The organism is Desulfobacteraceae bacterium (assembly GCA_022340425.1).
Classification (GTDB): Bacteria; Desulfobacterota; Desulfobacteria; order Desulfobacterales; family JAABRJ01; genus JAABRJ01.
This window is the reverse complement of record JAJDNY010000147.1, coordinates 20,109-38,456: the sequence shown is the minus strand read 5'-3', so window position 1 is coordinate 38,456 and position 18,348 is coordinate 20,109. Positions and strand designations below refer to the sequence as shown.

Below are 18,348 nucleotides of genomic sequence, written 5' to 3'. Positions count from 1 at the left end.
CCCGCTTGACTCCCTTCCAAAAGACCCCATCTTAAGGCTGTTGCAACCCTGGCTCCCGGGCATTCAGCCTGTCCCTGCCGCAGTTTCGTCCCACCGGAAAGGAGGAAAATCGCCATGCCGCGCAAACCGATATCCCTGCCCCACCCCATCGAATACCTTTCCATCCTGGACGAAAACGGAACCCTGGACGGCGACCTGGAACCCCTGATCGAACCCGCCGACCTGCTCAAGCTCCATCGCGCCATGCTGCTCGGCCGGCGCTTCGACGAGCGCATGCTCAGCCTCCAGCGCCAGGGACGGATCGGCACTTTCGCCCCCATCGCCGGCCAGGAGGCCGCCCAGCTGGGGGCCGTGGCGGCGCTGCGGGACTCGGACTGGATGGTGCCCTCCTTTCGCGAAAGCGCGGCCGAGATCTGGCGCGGCAAGCCTCTGGAAAACTTCATCATCTTCTTCGGCGGCTTCAACGAGGGCGGGCAGATCGCCTCGGAGAGCAACGACCTGCCGCTCTGCGTGCCGGTCGGCTCCCAGGTCCCGCACGCCGTGGGGCTGGCCTGGGCCATGAAATACCGCGGCAGCGACCAGGTGGCCATGACCTTCTTCGGCGACGGCGCCACCTCCGAGGGCGATTTTCACGAGGGTCTGAACCTGGCCGCGGTATTCCAGGCCCCCGTGATCTTTGTCTGCCAGAACAACCAGTGGGCCATATCCATTCCCCGGGCGAACCAGACCCGCTCCGCGACCCTCGCCCAGAAGGCCATCGCCTACGGGATGCCGGGCATCCAGGTGGACGGCAACGATATCCTCGCGGTGTACGCCGCGGCCAGCGAAGCGGTGGCGCGCGCCCGCGCCGGTGACGGTCCGACCCTGATCGAGTGCGTCACCTACCGTCTGAGCGTTCACACCACCGCCGACGACCCCAAGCGCTACCGCAGCGATGACGATGTGGCGGTCTGGAAAAAACGGGACCCCATCGCCCGCTTTCAGCGCTACCTCACCGACAAGGGGGTGTTGACCCCGGAAAAGATCGAGGCCCTGGAGGCCGAAATCCAGGCCGAGATCCAGGCCGCCGTCACGCGCGCCGAAGAGCAGATGGCCCAGATGGACGACCCGCTGGAGATGTTCGACCATGTCTATGCGGAAATGACCCCCGATCTCCAGGCGCAGCAGGCGGAACTGGCCCGGGAGCTGGCCGCGGCGCGCAAGGAGGACAGCCATGGCTAAGATGACGATGGTGGAGGCCTTGAACCTGGCCCTGCGCCAGGAAATGACGCGCGACGACGGCGTCATCGTGCTGGGCGAGGACGTCGGCGTCGACGGCGGGGTGTTTCGGGTGACCGACGGCCTGATCGGAACCTTCGGCGAAAACCGCGTCCTGGACACCCCCCTGGCGGAGTCGGGGATCGTCGGGATGTCCATCGGAATGGCGGTCTACGGCCTCAGGCCGGTCTGCGAAATTCAGTTTTCGGGCTTCAGCTACGAGAATTTTCACCAGATCGAGAGCCACGCCGCGCGCCTGCGCTGGCGCTCGCGGGGCCGTTTCACGGTGCCCATGGTGCTGCGCACCCCTTACGGCGGCGGCGTGCGCGCCCTGGAGCACCACTCCGAGAGCCGCGAGGCCTTCTGGGCCCACATGCCGGGGCTCAAAATGGTGATCCCCTCCGGCCCGCGCAACGCCCGAGCCCTCTTGACAAGCGCCATTCGCGACCCGGACCCCGTGATTTTCTACGAGGCCAAGGCCCTTTACCGCGCCTTTCGCGAGGAGGTCCCGGAGGTGGAGGAAACCCTGCCCATCGGCCGTTCCCAAATCGTCCGGGAGGGCCGCGACCTGACCCTGATCGCCTACGGCGCCATGCTGCGCCCCACCGTGGCGGCGTCCGAGCGGCTGGCCGAGGAGGACGGCCTGGAGGCCGAGGTCATCGACCTGCTGACCGTCTCCCCCCTGGACGACAGCCTCTTCGTGGCTTCGGCCAAGAAAACCGGTCACGTCCTGCTGGTCCACGAGGCCCCGCGCAGCTTCGGACCGGGGGCCGAGATCGTGGCGCGCCTGGTGGAGAAGGCCTTCTACTACCTCGAGAAGCCGGTGGCGCGGGTCACCGGCTTCGACGTGGTGATACCGTATTTCAGCCGTGAGAACAGCTACCTGCCCGGGATCGAGCGGATCGTGCGCCAGGCGCGCGGCCTGCTGGCGAGCTGAGTCCGGGGCGCGCCGGGCGCCCGCGGCCATGGCAGCCCGATTGGGCCGGGAAAACCGAGTCCGGAAAGGAGGAGAACGCCATGGGGCGGTCGTTTAAATTGCCCGATCTGGGCGAAGGGATCCACGAAGGCGAGGTGCTGGCGGTGATGGTGGCGGTGGGCGACGCGGTCCGGGAGGGGGACCCGATCCTGGAGGTGGAAACCGACAAGGCGGCAGTCGAGATCCCCTCGCCGGTGGACGGCACGGTGACCGAAATCCGGGTCAAGCCCGGCGACCTGGTCAGGGTCGGAGAGGTTCTGATGACCTTCGAGACCGACACCGCGACGGCCGCCTCAGACGCGCCCGCTGCGGCCGACAGGGAGGCGCCGGCGCCCCGGCCGGCCCCGGAAACCACGGAGGCCGACAAGAAGCCCAAACGGCCGCCGGTGCCGGCCTCGCCGGCCACCCGGCGGCTGGCCCGCGAGCTGGGGGTGGACCTTAGCGCCGTCACCGCCACGGGCCCCGAGGGGCTGGTGACTGCCGAGGATGTCCGGACGGCCGCCGCCCAGAGCGAGGCCCCGGAGCCGGATGCGGCCCTGGAAGCCGCCGCGGCGCTGCGCCCGCCGCAATCCACGCCCCTGCCGGACTTCGACCGCTGGGGCACCACCGAACGCCTGCCGCTGCGCGCCGTCCGACGGGCCACCGCTCGCCAGATGGCCCTGGCCTGGTCGCAGATTCCCCACGTGCACACCCAGGACTGGGTGGATTTGACCGAGCTGGAGGCCCTGCGCCGCAAACACCGCGAGGCCGTCGCGGCCCGGGGGGGCCGGCTGACATTAACCGTTTTCGCCCTCAAGGCCGCGGCCGCAGCCCTCAAGCGCCACCCCGATTTCAACGCCAGCCTGGACGTCGAGGCCGGCGAGATCATCCGCAAACACTATTTTCACATCGGGGTGGCGGTGGACACCGACGACGGCCTGATCGTGCCGGTGGTCCGCGACGTGGACCGCAAGAGCCTGCGGGAGCTGGCCGTCGAGCTGGCCGAGCTGGTGGATCGCACCCGGCGGCGCAAGATAACGCGCGAGGTGCTGGAGGGGGCTACCTTTACCATCACCAACGTGGGCCCGCTGGGGGGCGGGCATTTTTCGGCCATCATCAACCCCCCCCAGGTGGCCATCGTGGGCATGGGCGCAGCCCGCATGCAGCCGGTGGTTCTGCCCGCCGACGGCCCGGCCAAGATCGTTGCGCGGCTGATGATGCCGCTGGTGGTCTGTGTGGACCACCGCGTCCTGGACGGGGCCGACGCCATCCGGTTCATGCAGACCGTCAAAGCAATCCTCCAGGACCCCGAAGAACTGCTGTTGGCCATGACCTGACCCGAGAGGGAGGCGACCATGGTGATGGGAGAATTCGTGCAGGAGACCGAACTGCTGGTGATCGGCAGCGGCCCCGGCGGCTATGCGGCCGCCTTTCGGGCGGCAGACCTGGGGCTGGAGGTGACCATGGTGGACACCGCCGAGCGCCCCGGCGGGGCCTGCCTATTTCGCGGCTGCATCCCCTCCAAGACCCTGCTGCATCTCAGCGAACTGCTCCACGACGCCCGCCGCGCGGGCCCCATGGGAATCACCTTCGGCGAGCCGACCATCGACCTGGCGGCCGTCCGCAGCTGGAAGAGCCGGGTGATCGACCGGCTGGCCGGCGGGCTAGTGTCCCTCTGCCGCCAGCGCGGGGTCCAGGTGATCCGGGGCCACGCGGAATTCGCCTCTTCCACCCAGGTGCGGCTGCACGACGCCGAGGTCAGCGGCATCAAGTTCGGCCACTGCATCCTGGCCACGGGCTCGCGGCCCATCCTGCTGCCGGGGGCCTCAGCGGTCAAAGGGGGCCGCGTGATGACCTCCACCGGCGCACTGGGCCTGGCGGAGGTGCCGTCCTCGCTGCTGGTGGTTGGCGGCGGCTACGTCGGACTGGAACTCGGCAGCGTATACGCCTCATTGGGCAGCCGGGTGGTGCTGGTGGAACTGGGGGACCGGCTCCTGCCCGGCACCGACCCGGATCTGGTTGAACCCCTCCAGCGACGTTTGGCGGGCCTCTTTGCCGGCCTGCACTTCAACACCCGCGTAACGGCCATCGAGGAAGCCGAGACGGCGGTCACGGCGACCTTGGAAAGCGTCGGCGAAAGCCGCCGCGAACGCTTCGAGCGCGTCCTGGTGGCCATCGGGCGCCAGCCCAATAGCCGCCGCCTGGGTCTGGAGAACACCCGCGTTAAGCTGGACGCGCACGGCTTCGTGGTGGTCGACGCCCAGCAGCGCACCGACGATCCGCGCATCTTCGCCATCGGCGACGTTGTCGGCGGCGCCATGCTGGCCCACAAGGCCATCCATGAGGGCAAGACCGCGGCCGAGGTGGTCGCCGGCCGGCCGGCAGCCTTCGACGCGCGCGCCATACCGGCAGTGGTCTACACCGATCCCCAGATCGCCTGGTGCGGTCTGAGCGAGGAGGCCGCCCGGCGGGAGGGCCGAGAGGTGCGAATCGCGCGCTTCCCCTGGAAGTTCTCCGGCCGAGCGTTGACCATGGACGCCCCCGAGGGCCTGACCAAAATCCTGATCGACCCCCAAAGCGGGCGCATCCTGGGGGTCGGCATGGTCGGCCGCAGCGCCGAGGCTCTGATCGCCGAAGGCGTCCTGGCGGTTGAAATGGGCGCCCTGGCCCAAGACCTGGCACTCACCGTGCACGCCCACCCGACACTCTCGGAAACAATCGAGGAAGCCGACGCGCTCTTACTGGGCAGCGCCACCCACATCCTCTCCCCCGGACCCAAGGGGTGACACCCCCGTCCGCCCACAACCTGTGCCGAAAGCCGAAATCCCGGGCAGGCCGTCGGCCCGCGCCACTGCGATCGGGTTATACCGCTCACGGCAGTCTGCCCTAAATTTTTACTTCTTTGTCTCCCAGCACACCGCCCTCCAGCCGCCGGCCTCGACCTGAAGGGCCGAGCGCCCAAAAGCGACCTTTTGGCCGAGCACCATTTTTTATTGACTCCTGATGCATTTTATCGTTTTATAGAAGTCAAAATCATTATTCCGAAACCGGAACCCAAACCTTCATCTCGCCGATTGCAGCGGGTCCATTCAGGCGCCTGCTGAACCCGACATCAATGGGGGCGTCTGCCCCCGAGCGCCGCCAGCAAACAGAATATCGAATGCGCTCAGCGCACCGTTCAGATCCATTCAACGACAGAGGAGGCTTCTTATGGCAGATGCACAACCGGTAAATGGCAACCCCGCAGTTGTGGGATTGGCGGGCTTCGGTCTGACCACCATGATTCTGCAGTTTCACAATGTGGGGTGGTGCGGGGTGGGTCCCATCGTCGCGCTGGGGCTGGTTTTCGGGGGCATGGCCCAAATGATCGCCGGGTTTCAGGAGTTCAAGTGCGGCAACAACTTCGGCTACAGCGCATTCGTGTCCTACGGCGCCTTCTGGGTGTCGCTGGGGGTCATTTTCCTGTTGAACCACTTCAAGATCTACCACTCCAACACCAACGACGTGGGGTGGTTTCTGGTCGTCTGGACGATGTACACCGCTATCCTCTGGGTCGCCGCGATGCGGATTCACACCGCCATGGCGGTGACCTTCACCCTGCTGCTGATCGGATTCATCCTGCTGGATCTGGCCCACTTCGGCTATCCTGAGCTCACCCGGGTCGCCGGCTTCGAGCTGATGTTCTGCGCCGCGGCTGCATGGTATATGATGGCCCACGTTATTTATGCCCAGATTTTCGGCCGCAACATCCTGCCCGTCGGCCCGCCGTGGATTAAGTAGACGCGCCCTGCGGGCGACCGGTCAGAGAGAATCGCAAAGCAGTCCAGCAAAGGAGGATGACATGAAGGCAGTCAAGATTTTTTGCGCCATCGCAGCGTCCCTGTTGATCGCCGGCAACGCCTTGGCCGAACCGGAATCGGCCACCAAGGACGAAGTCGTCGTCAAGGTCCATGAAGCCGCGGCCCTGATCAACACCAAGGGGGTGGATGAGGCCATCAAGATCATCGGCGACCCCAAAGGCCCCTTCGTCTGGAAGGACTCCTACGTCTTCCTGATGGACCTGAACGGCAAGATGCTGGCCCACCCCATTCAGCCGGAACTGACCAAAGAGAAACACCTGCTGCTGATGACCGACCCCACCGACAAGGCGCTCTTTGTCCATTTCGTCAACACCGCGCGCCTGGTCGGCCACGGCTGGGTAGAGTACATGTGGCCCAAGCCCGGCAAGAATACGCCCTCGAAAAAACTCACCTACATCTACCGGGTTCCCGGTAAGGACCTCTTCGTGGGCGCCGGCGTTTACGTCGGCGGCATGATGTACTGACGGATCGCCCCAACCCCCTCGGCCCAACGGGCGGTGGCAGCGCCGCCGCCCGTTGGGCCGGACGCCGCGCCTTCCCAGACCCTTCACCGGCGCCACGGCCGGTGTTTTTGCCCCGCCCTGAACCCGCTGCCGGCGGCTTGACAGCGCTCTTCCTTTTCTCTATAACGCCCGCATTTAACACCCCCCGTTGAATTCCGAAAGGCCGACCCTGATGACGACAAATTCGCCCGCCGCAGGCGCCCCGCTGCTGCTCCTGATCGCCGGCGCGAAGGGGGCCGTGGCCTCCACCCTGGCGGTGGCCGCCCAAACGCTGCGCAAGGCGCCGGCTGCCGTTCTGGACAGCCTGACCACAGCCGGGCGCTTCGGGGGGCTGCTCAACCCCGAAGCGGTCCACACCGCCGGCTGGGACGTGACGGCGGCGCCGCTTTCCGCCGCGGTGGCCCGCCACGGGGTGCTGCCCGCCGAGGCCTGGAAACCCCTCCGGGCCGAGCTGGACCAGGTGCCGCTGTGCAGCCCGCCGCCGGCCGAAGCCCCCGCCGAAGAGCAGATCGCGCGCCTGGTGGCCGACATTCAGCGCTTCCGGGGGGCACACCCGGACGCCCGAGCGGTGCTGGTCGACCTGCTGCCGGCCTGCGAGAGCAGCGGGCTTGGCGACTGCCAGGACCCCGACCCACGCGAAATCACCCGCGCCGCCGCCAGGTGCCCGGATCTGGTTTACGGTCTGGCGGCGGTGCGCGCCGGGGTGCCGGTGGTCAACTTCTCCCCCAACGAGCTGGAGATCCCCCGGTTGGTGAGCGAAGCCCGAGAGCGCGGCGTACCCATTTGCGGCCGCGACGGCAAAACCGGCCAGACCTATTTCAAGGTGGTCCTGGCCTCGGCCTTCAAGGCGCGCAGCCTGCGGGTGGACGGCTGGTACAGCCTCAACATCCTCGGCAACGCCGACGGGGCCAACCTCATGGACCCCTGCCGCGCCGCCGGCAAATACAGCAACAAGACCCTGCTGCTGGACGAAATCCTGGAGTACCCGGTGGGCGCCGCCTACGGGGTGCCGACGCACAAGGTCCACATCGACTACTACCCGCCCCGCGGCGACGCCAAGGAGGCCTGGGACGTCATCGACTTCCAGGGCCTCTTCGGGCTGCCCATGAGCCTACGGCTCAACCTCCAGGGCCGCGACTCGATTCTGGCCGCGCCCATGGCGCTTGACCTGGCCCGCTGGATGGTTGCCCTGCAGGCCGCCGGCCGCAGCGGCCCGGTTCCCGAGCTGGGGTTTTACTTCAAGAAAGCCGTCGGCGCCAACCCGCCGGTCACCTTCCAGGAACAGCTTCTGGCCCTGGACCGGTTGGCCCGGGAGTGTGAGCCGGCTTAAGGCCTGAGGGCCGTCCACCCGGCGGCCGCCGCAGCCGGCCGGCCCCCAAAGGAACCCCGATGATCTTCGGATACAGCACCAATGCATTCGTCAAATTTCCGCTGAGCGAGTCCCTGGAAAAAATCGCCGACCTCGGCTTCGACGGCGTCGAAATCATGGGCGACCGCCCCCACCTCTACCCCCCAGATTACGGCGCCCGGGAGATCGCGGAGCTCCAGGCCATTCTCCGGCGGCGGGGTCTCAGTGTCACCAACATCAACAGCTTCACCCTTTTCGCGGTGGGCGACACCTATCTCCCGTCCTGGATCGAGCCCGAGCCCGAACGCCGCCAGATCCGCATAGGCCACACCCGCGACAGCCTGAGAATGGCCGCCGCGCTGGGATGCCGCAACATCTCGGTGCCGCCCGGCGGCCCCCTGGGGGACCTTTCCCGTAAGGCGGGCCTGGCGCTCTTTCATGCAGGGCTAGAGCAGGTTCTTCCCCTGGCCGAGGAACTGGGCGTAAGGGTCCTGGTGGAACCCGAACCGGGCTTGATGCTGGAGAACACGGCCGAATTCAGGGAGTTCATCCGTGATGTGCGCTCGCCACTGGTGGGCATCAACTTCGACATCGGCCATTTCTTCTGCGCCGGCGAAGACCCCCGCGCGGCCTTCGAGGAACTCTTCCAGTGGGTGGGGCACATGCACATCGAGGACATCGCCCCGGATCGCCGACACCAGCACCTCATCGCCGGCCAGGGCACCATCGCCTTCCGGCCCCTCTTCGAGGCCATGGCACGCCTGGGTTATGCGCACGACATCAGCCTGGAGCTCTATCCCTACGTGGACATGCCGGAGCAGGCGGGCCGCGAAAGCCGCGAGTTCCTGCTGCCGCTCTTCAGGGAAGCCGGACTAATCTAAGGGCGGCGGCGCACCGCGGCCGGCATTGGGCTGCAACTGGCGCTTGACAGGCGGCCCGAAATTTTTCTATAAACAACCTGTCCGTTCATCCTTTCCGCTCACACCGCTGCGGGTTGATGCCAACCGCGTGAACGACCGGTTCAGGCCTGCCGTCATCGACCGGGCCCCCGAAACGGTCGCCGTTAGCCCGCGGCAGCCCCGTCCCCCACCGCCTGCCACCCCAAGCGCAGGCGACGAAGCCGCCGAACGACCATTTGCAGCGGGGGGTTCGGGCAGCACCTAACCTTTTCCAGCTGCTGTCGAGGGAGGCCGTGCCCCAATGAATCGGCGAACCTTTCTCAAGATGGCCGGTGTGGGCAGCGTCTCGGTTGCCGCCGGCTGCACCTCCCAGCCCGAAAAAACCATCTACGCCCTGGTTCAGGCCCCCGACGACACGGTCACCGGCAAAGCGCTGTGGTACGCCTCCACCTGCCGCGAATGCCCGGCCGGCTGCGGCCTTCTGGCCCGCAGCCGCGAGGGGCGGGTGGTCAAAGTCGAAGGCAACCCGCTGCACCCCATCAACCAGGGCACGCTTTGCATGCGCGGGCAGGCCGCGCTGCAGGCGGTCTACCACCCGGACCGCCTCAAGACGCCGCAGCTCAGGGAAAACGGCGCTTGGCGGGCGCTCTCCTGGGCCGAGGCCGAGGCGCTGCTGCAGGAAAAGGTCCGGGCGGCCGCGGAGACCGGCGGGGTGCATGTGGTGACCGAGGTGGTCGGGGAAAGTCTGAGCGCGCTTCTGGGCGAGTCCCTGGAGCGCTGGGGTTCACCGCCGCCGCTGGTCTTCGAACCCTTCGCCTACGAGGCCCTCAAAACCGCCAACCGGATGGCCTTCGGGGTGGACGGGCTGGTCTCCTACCGCCTGGACCAGGCCGACCTGCTGGTCTCGCTGGGGGCCGATTTTCTCGAGACCTGGCTCTCGCCGGTCGAATACGCCCGCCAGTTCAAGGCCATGCACGGTCTGCAGGCGGGCCGCAAGGGGTATTTCGCCCATATCGCCCCCTGCCAGTCGCTCACCGCCGCCAACGCGGACCTCTGGCTGGCCTGCCGCCCCGGCAGCGAAGGCACCGTGGCCTTGGGGCTGATCCGCCAGGCCCTTGAAAACGGCTGCGGGAAGCACCTGCCGGCCCCCCTGCGGCAGACGCTGGCAGCCGAGTGCGCCCCTTACAGTCCCGAAAAAGTCGCCCAGACAGCCGATATTCCCGCCGAGGCCTTGGAGCGCCTGGCGGCGCGCCTGCTAGCGGCCAAGGCCCCCCTGGTCCTGGGCACCGCCACCGCCGGCAGCGGCGCGGCCGACGTGGGCGCCAACCTGGCCGCCAACCTCCTCAACCGCGTGCTGGACCCGGATCTCGCCCGAATCGACTGCGCAAGCCGTCACCGGGTGGAGACCGCGGCCCCGCGGGCCGCGGTGCTGGCGTTTTTCAAGCACCTGACCCCCGAGAACACCGGCCTGCTGCTGCTCAACAACGTCAACCCGGTGTTTGCGCTGCCCGGCGCCGGCATCGCCGAACGCCTCGCCCAGCCGGACATCTTCGTGGTCAGCACCGCCAATTTCATGGATGAGACCAGCCTGCTGGCCGACCTGGTCCTGCCGGTGGGCATGCCCCTGGAGTGCTGGGACGAATACGGTGGCAAACGCGGCCTGACCTCGGGCCTGCAGCCCGCCATGGGCAGCCTGACCGCCGCCCCCAGCCTGGGGGACGTCATCCTGCGGGCGGCCTTCGAGGCCGATCCACCCGCTCCCGACTACCGGGGCTACCTCAAGACGCGTCTAGCCGCCCAAGGCCTCGTCGACGGGGAGCGCCAGTGGGTGGCGTTCCTGCAGCGCGGGGGCAGCTTCGAACCTCCGGCCGGCCCCGCCGGGATCTCCTTGCCCTCCGAACTGCCGTCCGGTTTCGGGGCCCTGCCCGCCCCCCCGCCCGGCCAGGTGCTGGTGGCCGCGCCCTCCATCCGGTTTTTTGACGGCCGGGGCGCCAACCGGCCCTGGCTCTGCGAAATCCCCGACCCGCTGACCAAGGTGGCCTGGCAGACCCCACTGCTGGCCCACCCCGAGACCCTGGCCTCCCAGGGAATCCGCCATGCGGACGTGGTTCAGCTGCGTTCCGCCCACGGGAGCCTCGAGGCCCCGGTCTACGAGACCGTCGCGGTCCGACCCGGTGTGCTTGCGATGGCCATCGGCCAGGGCCACAGCGCCTACGGCCGCTATGCCCAGGGCGAGGGGGTGGACCCCCTGGGGCTGCTGCCGCCGGAAACCGACGCAGTCTCCGGCGGGCCTGCATTCGTCGCCGGCGACGTGCTGCTCGCCCCCACCGGCCAGCGGATGACGCTGGCCCACACCGACGGCAGCCGGATCCAGCACGGCCGCAAGATCGCCCTGACGACCCCCCTGCAAAGCGCGTCGCACCACGACGGGCACCCGCCCAAGGCGGGGCTGACCATGTGGGATTTCCCCCTCACCCTGCCGCTGCCCGAGGGCTACGACCCCAAGCGCGACGCCTACCCGCCCCACGACCACGCCGGTTACCGCTGGTCGATGGTGGTCGACCTGGACCGCTGCATCGGCTGCGGCGCCTGCGCGGCGGCCTGCTACGCCGAGAACAGCATCGGGGTGGTGGGCGCCCAGCACATCGTCGAGGGCCGCGAAATGGCCTGGCTGCGGGTGGAGCGCTACCTGGACCCCGAGGACGAGCGCAAGGTGATCTTCCTGCCGTTGATGTGCCAGCACTGCGACAACGCGCCCTGCGAAGCGGTCTGCCCGGTCTACGCCCCGCACCACTCCAAGGAGGGGCTCAACAACCAGATCTACAACCGCTGCATCGGCACCCGCTTCTGCTCCCAGAACTGCCCCTACAAGGTGCGGCGCTTCAACTGGTTCACCTGGCAGTGGCCCCAGCCGCTGAATCTGCAGCTCAACCCGGACGTCACCGCCCGCAGCAAGGGGGTCATGGAAAAGTGCTCGTTTTGCATCCAACGCATCAAGGAGGCCCACAACACCGCCAAAAACGAAGGCCGCGCCATCCGCGACGGTGAAATCCAGCCCGCCTGCCTGCAGACCTGCCCCACCGGCGCGCTGGTCTTCGGCAACCTGATGGAGCCCGGCAGCCGGGTGCGCCGGATGATCATGGACCGCCGCGCCTACCAGGTGATGGGCTATCTGAACACCAAACCGGCGGTCATTTACCTGCGCAAAGTGGTTCAGGAGATATAGGCCAGACATGTCAGAGCTCACTTACGCGACCATCGACCAGACAGTCCTGCAAACCCTGGAGAAGCCCCGGCCGGGCTATTGGGCGGCCGTCGCCGTGCTGGCCGGGGGCATTCTCCTGGGGGCTGCCTGCTGGCTCTACCAGATCTTCGTGGGCATCGGGGTCGGCGGCCAGAACAACCCGGTGGCCTGGGGCACCTACCTGATCAACTTCGTCTTCTGGGTGGGGATCGCCCACTCGGGCACCCTGATCTCGGCGATCCTGCACCTCTTTCGGGCCGGCTGGCGCAACCCGATCGCGCGCGCCGCCGAAACCATGACCGTGTTTGCAGTCTGCACGGCCGGGCTTTTCCCCTTCATCCACCTGGGGCGGGTCTGGGCGGTCTACTACATGCTGCCCTACCCCAACCAGCGGACCCTGTGGCCCAATTTCCAGTCACCGCTGATGTTCGACGTGGTGGCCATCAGCACCTACCTGACGGTCAGCTCGCTCTTCTGGTACACCGGCATGCTACCCGACCTGGCCACCGTGCGCGACCGCGCCACCGGGCTGCGTAAAAAGGTTTTCACGGTGATCTCGCTTGGCTGGACCGGCAAGCACGAGCAGTGGCGCCACTACACCCGCGGCTACCTCTTCTTCGCGGCCCTGGCCACGCCACTGGTGATTTCGGTCCACAGCGTGGTCTCCTGGGACTTCGCCCTGGGGGTGGTGCCCGGCTGGCACACCACGATCTTCGCGCCCTATTTCGTGGCCGGCGCCATCCACTCGGGGCTGGCGATGGTGCTGACCCTGATGATCCCGCTGCGGCATATCTTCCACTACGAAAAGATCATCACGGTCGATGTGCTGGAAAACGTCGCCAAGACCATCATCCTGACCGGCATGATCGTCGGGTTCGCTTACGCCACCGAATTTTTCATCGCCTGGTACAGCTTCAACACGGTGGAAATTGAGGTCTTCCGCTATCGCATGCTGGGCGACTACCGGGTGGGGTTCTGGATCATGGTGGTCTGCAACACCATAATCCCCCTGCTGTTCTTCTTCAAAAAGATCCGCACCTCGATCCGCTGGCTGTTCGGGCTCTCCCTGCTGGTCAACGTCGGCATGTGGTTCGAGCGCTTCGTGATCATCATCACCAGCGTCGCGCGCGATTTCATCCCCCACGCCTGGGGCCTCTACGCGCCGACCGCGATCGAGTTCGGCATCATGCTCGGCAGCTTCTGCCTGTTCTTCTTTCTCTTCCTGCTGTTCGTCAAACACCTGCCGTCGGTCTCGATGACCGAGATCAAGGAAACCCTCCATGAAGGAGGACCGCATGCCGGCTGAACGCTATGTCATGGGGCTCTTCAGCGACGAGGACCAGGCGGCGGCCGTGGCCGCGGACCTGCCCAACACCCCCTGGAAGCTCGCCCGGGTCCACAGCCCGATCCCCAGCCACAAGCTGGCCCAGGTGCTGAAGGTCAAGAAAAGCGCCGTCGGCTGGTTCACCCTGGCCGGCGGGATCATCGGCTTTTTCACCGGTTTTCTGCTGGCGATCTTCACCGCCACGCGCTGGGGGCTGATCGTCTCGGGCAAACCGGTGGTCTCGCTGATCCCCTTTTTTATCGTGGGCTTCGAATTCACGATCCTCTTCGCCGTCTTCGGCAACGTGATCGGCCTGATCACCCAGACCGACCTGCCGGACTACGGGGGTCTCCAGCACTACGACCCGCGCTGCTCGGGCTCCCATTTCGGTGTTCTGGCGGCCTGCAGCGAAGACGGCCAGGCCGAACTGGAGGATTATTTCCGCCGCAAAGGCGGCCAAGCTCGGGTTTTCGAAGCATGAAGGCAGGGGCCCCTGCCGGCAGCCAACCGACACACCCGCACGGGGTTTAAGGTGCCATGAAGCCGGTTCTATCGCTCAAAAACAAACCACTGATCCTCGGCGGTGCTCTGCTGACGGCGGTCGCCCTGCTGACGTTTCTCCTTCAACTGGTCGGGGGGCACCCCCAGCGGGCCTGGCAGGCCTACCTGATCAATTTTCTCGTGTGGTCCGCCATCGCCCAGGGGGGGCTGCTCTTCTCGGCCCTCATGCATCTGGTTAAGGCCCGCTGGACCGGCCGGCTCTCGGGCCTGGCGGAGGCCTTCGCCGCCTTTTTCCCCCTGTCCTTCGTGCTCTTTCTGGGGCTCTTCCTGGGAAGTGAGCACATCTTCCCGTGGCTGCACGAGGACCTCCACGGCAAGGAGGTCTGGCTGAACGTGCCGTTTCTCTTCTGGCGCGACTGCGCCGGCCTATTGCTGCTCTACGGCCTGGGGTTCGGCTACCTCTACCACGCCCTCAAGCCCAAGCTGGTGCCGGGGGATGCGGACCGCGGCATCCGGGGTTTTTTCACCCGGGGCCAGACGGCGCTCCAAAACGCCCCCGAGCGCTGGCAGCAGCGCAAGACGGTCTTCGGCCTGCTCTACATCATCGCCTTTGCGGTGGTGCTTTCGCTGATCGGCTTCGACCTGGTGATGAGCATGGACCCCCACTGGATATCCACCCTCTTCGGGGCCTACACCTTCGTCAAGGCCTTCTACCTCGGCCTGGGCGGGCTGATCATCCTGGCGGCGGTGATGCGCCTCAACCAGGGCGAGACCGCGGGGCTGAGCAGCAGCCAGTTCCACGACCTGGGCAAGCTGTTTTTCGCCTTCTGCCTGGTCTGGGGCGATTTTTTCTACGTTCAGCTGGTGGTCATCTGGTACGGCAACATCCCCGAGGAGAGCAGCTACGTCATCGAGCGGGTGATGCGCATGCCCTGGCAGCCGCTGGCATGGGCGGTCTTCGCCGCGGCCTTCATCATCCCCTTCGTCCTCTTGATCAACAAGAAGATCAAGACCCGCCCGGTGATCATGATGGCGCTCTGCACCCTGATCATCGCCGGCATCTGGCTGGAGCACCTCCTGCTGATCGGCCCGGCCTTTGCCCATGGCGCCGCCGCGGCCATCCCGGTGGGGCTGAGCGAGGCGCTGATCACCCTGGGGTTTATGAGTCTGATGATCCTGGCACTGGCCTATTTCATGGACCTGTTTCCTGAAATCGCCATGGCGCAGGCCCCGGAAACGACTTGAAACCAGGAGCCGCCCCTTGAGCTCAAACCGAACCTCGATTGCCTGGACAGCCATTTGTGTTCTGCTGATCGTCGGCTTTCTCTATTTCTTCTACACGCCGCCGGCCACCGACATCGGTCCGGCGCAGCCGATCCCTTTCAGCCACCGGCTGCACAGCGGGGTCAAGGCGATCCAGTGCGAATTCTGCCACCCCTACGTGGGGCGCGCCACCTATCCCGGCATTCCGCCGGTGGAAAAGTGCCTCTACTGCCACAACTACATCATCGCCAACCACCCCCAGATCCTCAAGGAACACGCCTATTTCGACACCCGCACCCCGACCCCCTGGCGCAAGGTCTTCTACGTGCCCGAGCATGTCTTTTTCAACCATCAGCGGCACATCAAGAAAGCCGTGGCCTGTGCGGAGTGCCACGGGGCGGTGGAGACCATGGACCGCCTCAAGGGCCAGAGGTTCATGATGGGATTTTGCATCGGCTGCCACCGCGAGCGGGGCGCCAACCTGGACTGCTGGCTGGCGTGCCACAACTGAGCCGCGCGGCCCAGGGCCGCGCAACGCTGTTTGCAGACCATGCAGCCGGCAGCCGCCGCTGCTGACGTGTAAAAAGGAGAGCCGTATTGACAACCGATGTCCACACCGCTGACCAGCCGTATCTGACGGCCAAGGGCTTCTGCATCACCTCGGGCTTGTGGCTGGTGGTCGCCACCTTCATGGGGCTGTTGGGTGCAACCGAGCTGATTGCGCCGGACCTGACGGAAAACATCGGCTGGCTGATGTTTGGCCGGATCCGCCCCATCCACGTCAATCTGGTGCTCTTCGGGTTCGTCACCCCCGGTCTGCTGGGGGCGGCTTTTTACTATTTTCCGCGCCTGCTGCGCACCCGGATCTACAGCGACAAACTGGGCCTCGCCACGGTGCTGCTCTGGAACCTGACCCTGGTGGCGGCGGTGGTCAGCCTGGCCGCCGGCCACAGCCAGGGGCGCGAATACGCCGAGATGATCTGGCCCGTGGACATGCTGGTGGTGGCGCTCTTTGTGCTGGTTTTCATCAACCTGATCATGACCGTCAAGCAGCGCCGGGAGCCGGTGCTCTACGTGTCGGTCTGGTACGTGTGCGCCGCGGTGGTGCTGACCGGCGCGACCTTCAGCCTCGGCAACGTCATCTGGCAGCCCACCAGCGGCGCCCTGGTGGGGATTCCCGACGCCATTTTGCTGTGGTTTTACGGCCACAACGTCTTCGGCCTGCTGCTGACCCCGCTGGCCGCCGGGGTGGCCTACTACGTCATCCCAAGGGCTTGCCAGAGCCCGCTCTACAGCCACACCCTGTCGCTTTTGGGCTTCTGGTCGCTGATCGTGGTCTACACCCACATCGGCACCCACCACCTGCTCCAGGTGCCGGTGCCCACCTGGCTCAAGGTAATCTCCATCGTGGACAGCGTCGCCATGGTCATCCCGGTGATGGCCTTTCTGATCAACATCTGGTACACCGCCCGCGGCCGGCTGGGGGCGATCCACGCCGACATCGGCGCCAAGTTCGTCTTCACCGGCACGATCCTCTATTTTTTCGTCAGCATCCAGGGCTCGATGATGGCCCTGCCGCAGGTCCAGCGGGTCACCCATTTCAACAACTGGGTGGTGGCCCACGCCCACGTCGGGGTGCTGGGCTTCGCCGGCATGATCGCCCTGGGCGGGCTCTACTACGTCCTGCCGCGGATCGCCGGCAAACCCCTCTACAGCCGCTTCCTGGCCGATTTCCAGTACTGGATGGTGCTGATCGGGGTGGTGGGCTTCACCTCGGTACTGACCATCGCCGGCCTGGTCCAGGGGCACGCCTGGCTCAACGGCGAAACCGTCTACCGGGTGATCCCGCAGATCCACGTTTACTACGTTTACCGCGCGTCGCTCGGGCTGATGATTTTCACCTCGGCGGTCCTGGGGCTTTATAACATCCTGCGAACCCTGTATTTCAACCCGGGAGAAGCCCGATGAAGATGACGCCCACGGCCGTTGTGATCGGCAGCCTGCTGCTTCTGGCAGCCATCGTTTTCATGGTGGTCTACATGCCCTGGGCTACCCGGACCGAGGACCCCTCGGAGATCTTTCGCCCGCGCAGCGCGGTGGAGGCCCGGGGCCGGGCGCTTTACATCGCCAACGGCTGCGTCTACTGCCACAGCCAGTCCATCCGGACCATCGACTGGGGCCTGGGGGCGGAGCGCATCGCCCAGGCCGGCGACTACATCATGGACCAGCCGATCCTGCTGGGCTCGGCCCGCACCGGACCGGACCTCTCCCAGGAGGGCGGCGAGCACCCCGACGACTGGCACCTCGCGCATTTCACCAACCCGCGCTACACCCGGACGCTGTCCATCATGCCGGCCGTGGCCTACCTGGGGCAGCAGAACCTCGAAGACCTGACCGCCTATGTCCAGGGGCTGGGGCAAAAACAGGCCGACCGCCGCATGGAGCGCCAGCGCTTCTGGAAGCAGGAAGCCATCCGGGCCTATGAGGCCGGCCCCGAGGCCAACGTGGCGTGGCTGGCCGAAACGGTGCCCGAAGGCTGGCGCAACCTGCCCAACCCCTACCCGACCTCCGAGGCCGGGCTGGCGCGCGGGCACAAGATCTACCAGGATTTCTGCCTGGGCTGCCACGGCCCGGTGGGCGACGGGATGGGGCCGGCCCAGCCCTACCTCTACCCGCCGCCGCTGAATTTCACGATCCTCAAAAACCGCGAGATTTCCGGCGGCATCCTCTACTACCAGATCATGAACGGCATCACGGGCACGGCCATGCCCTATTTCAAAAAAGAGCTGGAATCGGAGAAAATCTGGGAAGTCGGCAATTACGTGGCCGTCTACTTCATCAACCAGTCGGATGCCAACACGGAACCCAGAGGGATCGATGCGGCCTACGAGCCGTAGAGACGAACACCATGTACTTTCCCTACTTCGCCAGCTATATCCTGATCGGGTTCGTGCTCTCGCTGCTGGTCTTTCTGTGGGCCCTCAACAACGGCCAGTTCCGGGAGCAGCAACGGGCGCGCTTTCTGCCCCTGGAGGACGAACCCGACCGGGCCCCGGCCCCAACCAGCCGCATCGGCCGCCTGGAGACCTGGGCGCTGGCGCTTCTCGCGGTGGCGGGCCTGCTGGCCAGCGCCGCGATGCTGGTCTACGCGCTCATCAACGGCTGACGGGCCGGGGCCGCACCCCCGGCTGCAA

General features: G+C 66.4%; 16 protein-coding genes. All 16 read left to right on the top strand.

What is annotated here, in order from left to right; genetic code table 11:
• Window positions 1-114 precede the first annotated feature (114 nt).
• The 16 genes from pdhA (at window position 115) to LJE63_12695 (ending at window position 18,320) form a co-directional block, all read left to right on the top strand.
• Window positions 115-1,221 (top strand): pyruvate dehydrogenase (acetyl-transferring) E1 component subunit alpha, encoded by a 1,107-nt coding sequence (gene pdhA, locus LJE63_12770; GenBank protein MCG6907479.1) that lies wholly within the window; start codon window positions 115-117, stop codon window positions 1,219-1,221.
• Window positions 1,214-2,194 carry an alpha-ketoacid dehydrogenase subunit beta gene (locus LJE63_12765; protein MCG6907478.1) on the top strand — a complete coding sequence of 327 codons (981 nt, stop codon included), beginning with the start codon at window positions 1,214-1,216 and terminating at the stop codon, window positions 2,192-2,194. Before pdhA ends, LJE63_12765 begins: the two co-directional genes overlap by 8 nt.
• A gap of 80 nt (window positions 2,195-2,274) precedes the next feature.
• Window positions 2,275-3,549: a 2-oxo acid dehydrogenase subunit E2 gene (locus LJE63_12760; GenBank protein MCG6907477.1), complete on the top strand. Its 1,275-nt coding sequence runs from the start codon at window positions 2,275-2,277 to the stop codon at window positions 3,547-3,549.
• An 18-nt stretch (window positions 3,550-3,567) separates the two neighbouring features.
• The gene (gene lpdA / locus LJE63_12755; protein MCG6907476.1) at window positions 3,568-4,998 is read left to right on the top strand and encodes a dihydrolipoyl dehydrogenase; all 1,431 of its coding nucleotides are present in this window, start codon (window positions 3,568-3,570) and stop codon (window positions 4,996-4,998) included.
• 424 nt (window positions 4,999-5,422) lie between these two features.
• Window positions 5,423-5,992, top strand: coding sequence for an acetate uptake transporter (locus tag LJE63_12750; GenBank protein ID MCG6907475.1), 570 nt, complete (start codon window positions 5,423-5,425; stop codon window positions 5,990-5,992).
• A gap of 61 nt (window positions 5,993-6,053) precedes the next feature.
• Window positions 6,054-6,536, top strand: a complete 483-nt coding sequence (locus LJE63_12745) for a cache domain-containing protein (protein MCG6907474.1) — start codon at window positions 6,054-6,056, stop codon at window positions 6,534-6,536.
• 211 nt (window positions 6,537-6,747) lie between these two features.
• Window positions 6,748-7,905: an inositol-3-phosphate synthase gene (locus tag LJE63_12740; protein ID MCG6907473.1), complete on the top strand. Its 1,158-nt coding sequence runs from the start codon at window positions 6,748-6,750 to the stop codon at window positions 7,903-7,905.
• Between the two features lie 59 nt (window positions 7,906-7,964).
• The gene (locus LJE63_12735; GenBank protein MCG6907472.1) at window positions 7,965-8,804 is read left to right on the top strand and encodes a sugar phosphate isomerase/epimerase; all 840 of its coding nucleotides are present in this window, start codon (window positions 7,965-7,967) and stop codon (window positions 8,802-8,804) included.
• 319 nt (window positions 8,805-9,123) lie between these two features.
• Entirely contained in the window at window positions 9,124-12,048 is a 2,925-nt protein-coding gene (locus LJE63_12730) for a 4Fe-4S dicluster domain-containing protein (protein MCG6907471.1), read from the top strand.
• Window positions 12,049-12,055: 7 nt separating this feature from the next.
• The gene (nrfD, locus tag LJE63_12725; GenBank protein ID MCG6907470.1) at window positions 12,056-13,372 is read left to right on the top strand and encodes a polysulfide reductase NrfD; all 1,317 of its coding nucleotides are present in this window, start codon (window positions 12,056-12,058) and stop codon (window positions 13,370-13,372) included.
• Window positions 13,347-13,871, top strand: a complete 525-nt coding sequence (locus LJE63_12720; GenBank protein ID MCG6907469.1) for a DUF3341 domain-containing protein — start codon at window positions 13,347-13,349, stop codon at window positions 13,869-13,871. The genes nrfD and LJE63_12720 overlap by 26 nt, the downstream gene beginning before the upstream one ends.
• A 56-nt stretch (window positions 13,872-13,927) precedes the next feature.
• Complete coding sequence (locus LJE63_12715; protein MCG6907468.1) at window positions 13,928-15,136, top strand: hypothetical protein; 1,209 nt, start codon at window positions 13,928-13,930, stop codon at window positions 15,134-15,136.
• 16 nt (window positions 15,137-15,152) lie between these two features.
• Window positions 15,153-15,665: a cytochrome c family protein gene (locus LJE63_12710; GenBank protein ID MCG6907467.1), complete on the top strand. Its 513-nt coding sequence runs from the start codon at window positions 15,153-15,155 to the stop codon at window positions 15,663-15,665.
• Between the two features lie 86 nt (window positions 15,666-15,751).
• Complete coding sequence (locus tag LJE63_12705; protein ID MCG6907466.1) at window positions 15,752-17,122, top strand: cbb3-type cytochrome c oxidase subunit I; 1,371 nt, start codon at window positions 15,752-15,754, stop codon at window positions 17,120-17,122.
• The gene (locus LJE63_12700; protein ID MCG6907465.1) at window positions 17,119-18,051 is read left to right on the top strand and encodes a cbb3-type cytochrome c oxidase subunit II; all 933 of its coding nucleotides are present in this window, start codon (window positions 17,119-17,121) and stop codon (window positions 18,049-18,051) included. Before LJE63_12705 ends, LJE63_12700 begins: the two co-directional genes overlap by 4 nt.
• An 11-nt stretch (window positions 18,052-18,062) precedes the next feature.
• The gene (locus LJE63_12695; GenBank protein ID MCG6907464.1) at window positions 18,063-18,320 is read left to right on the top strand and encodes a hypothetical protein; all 258 of its coding nucleotides are present in this window, start codon (window positions 18,063-18,065) and stop codon (window positions 18,318-18,320) included.
• Window positions 18,321-18,348 lie beyond the last annotated feature (28 nt).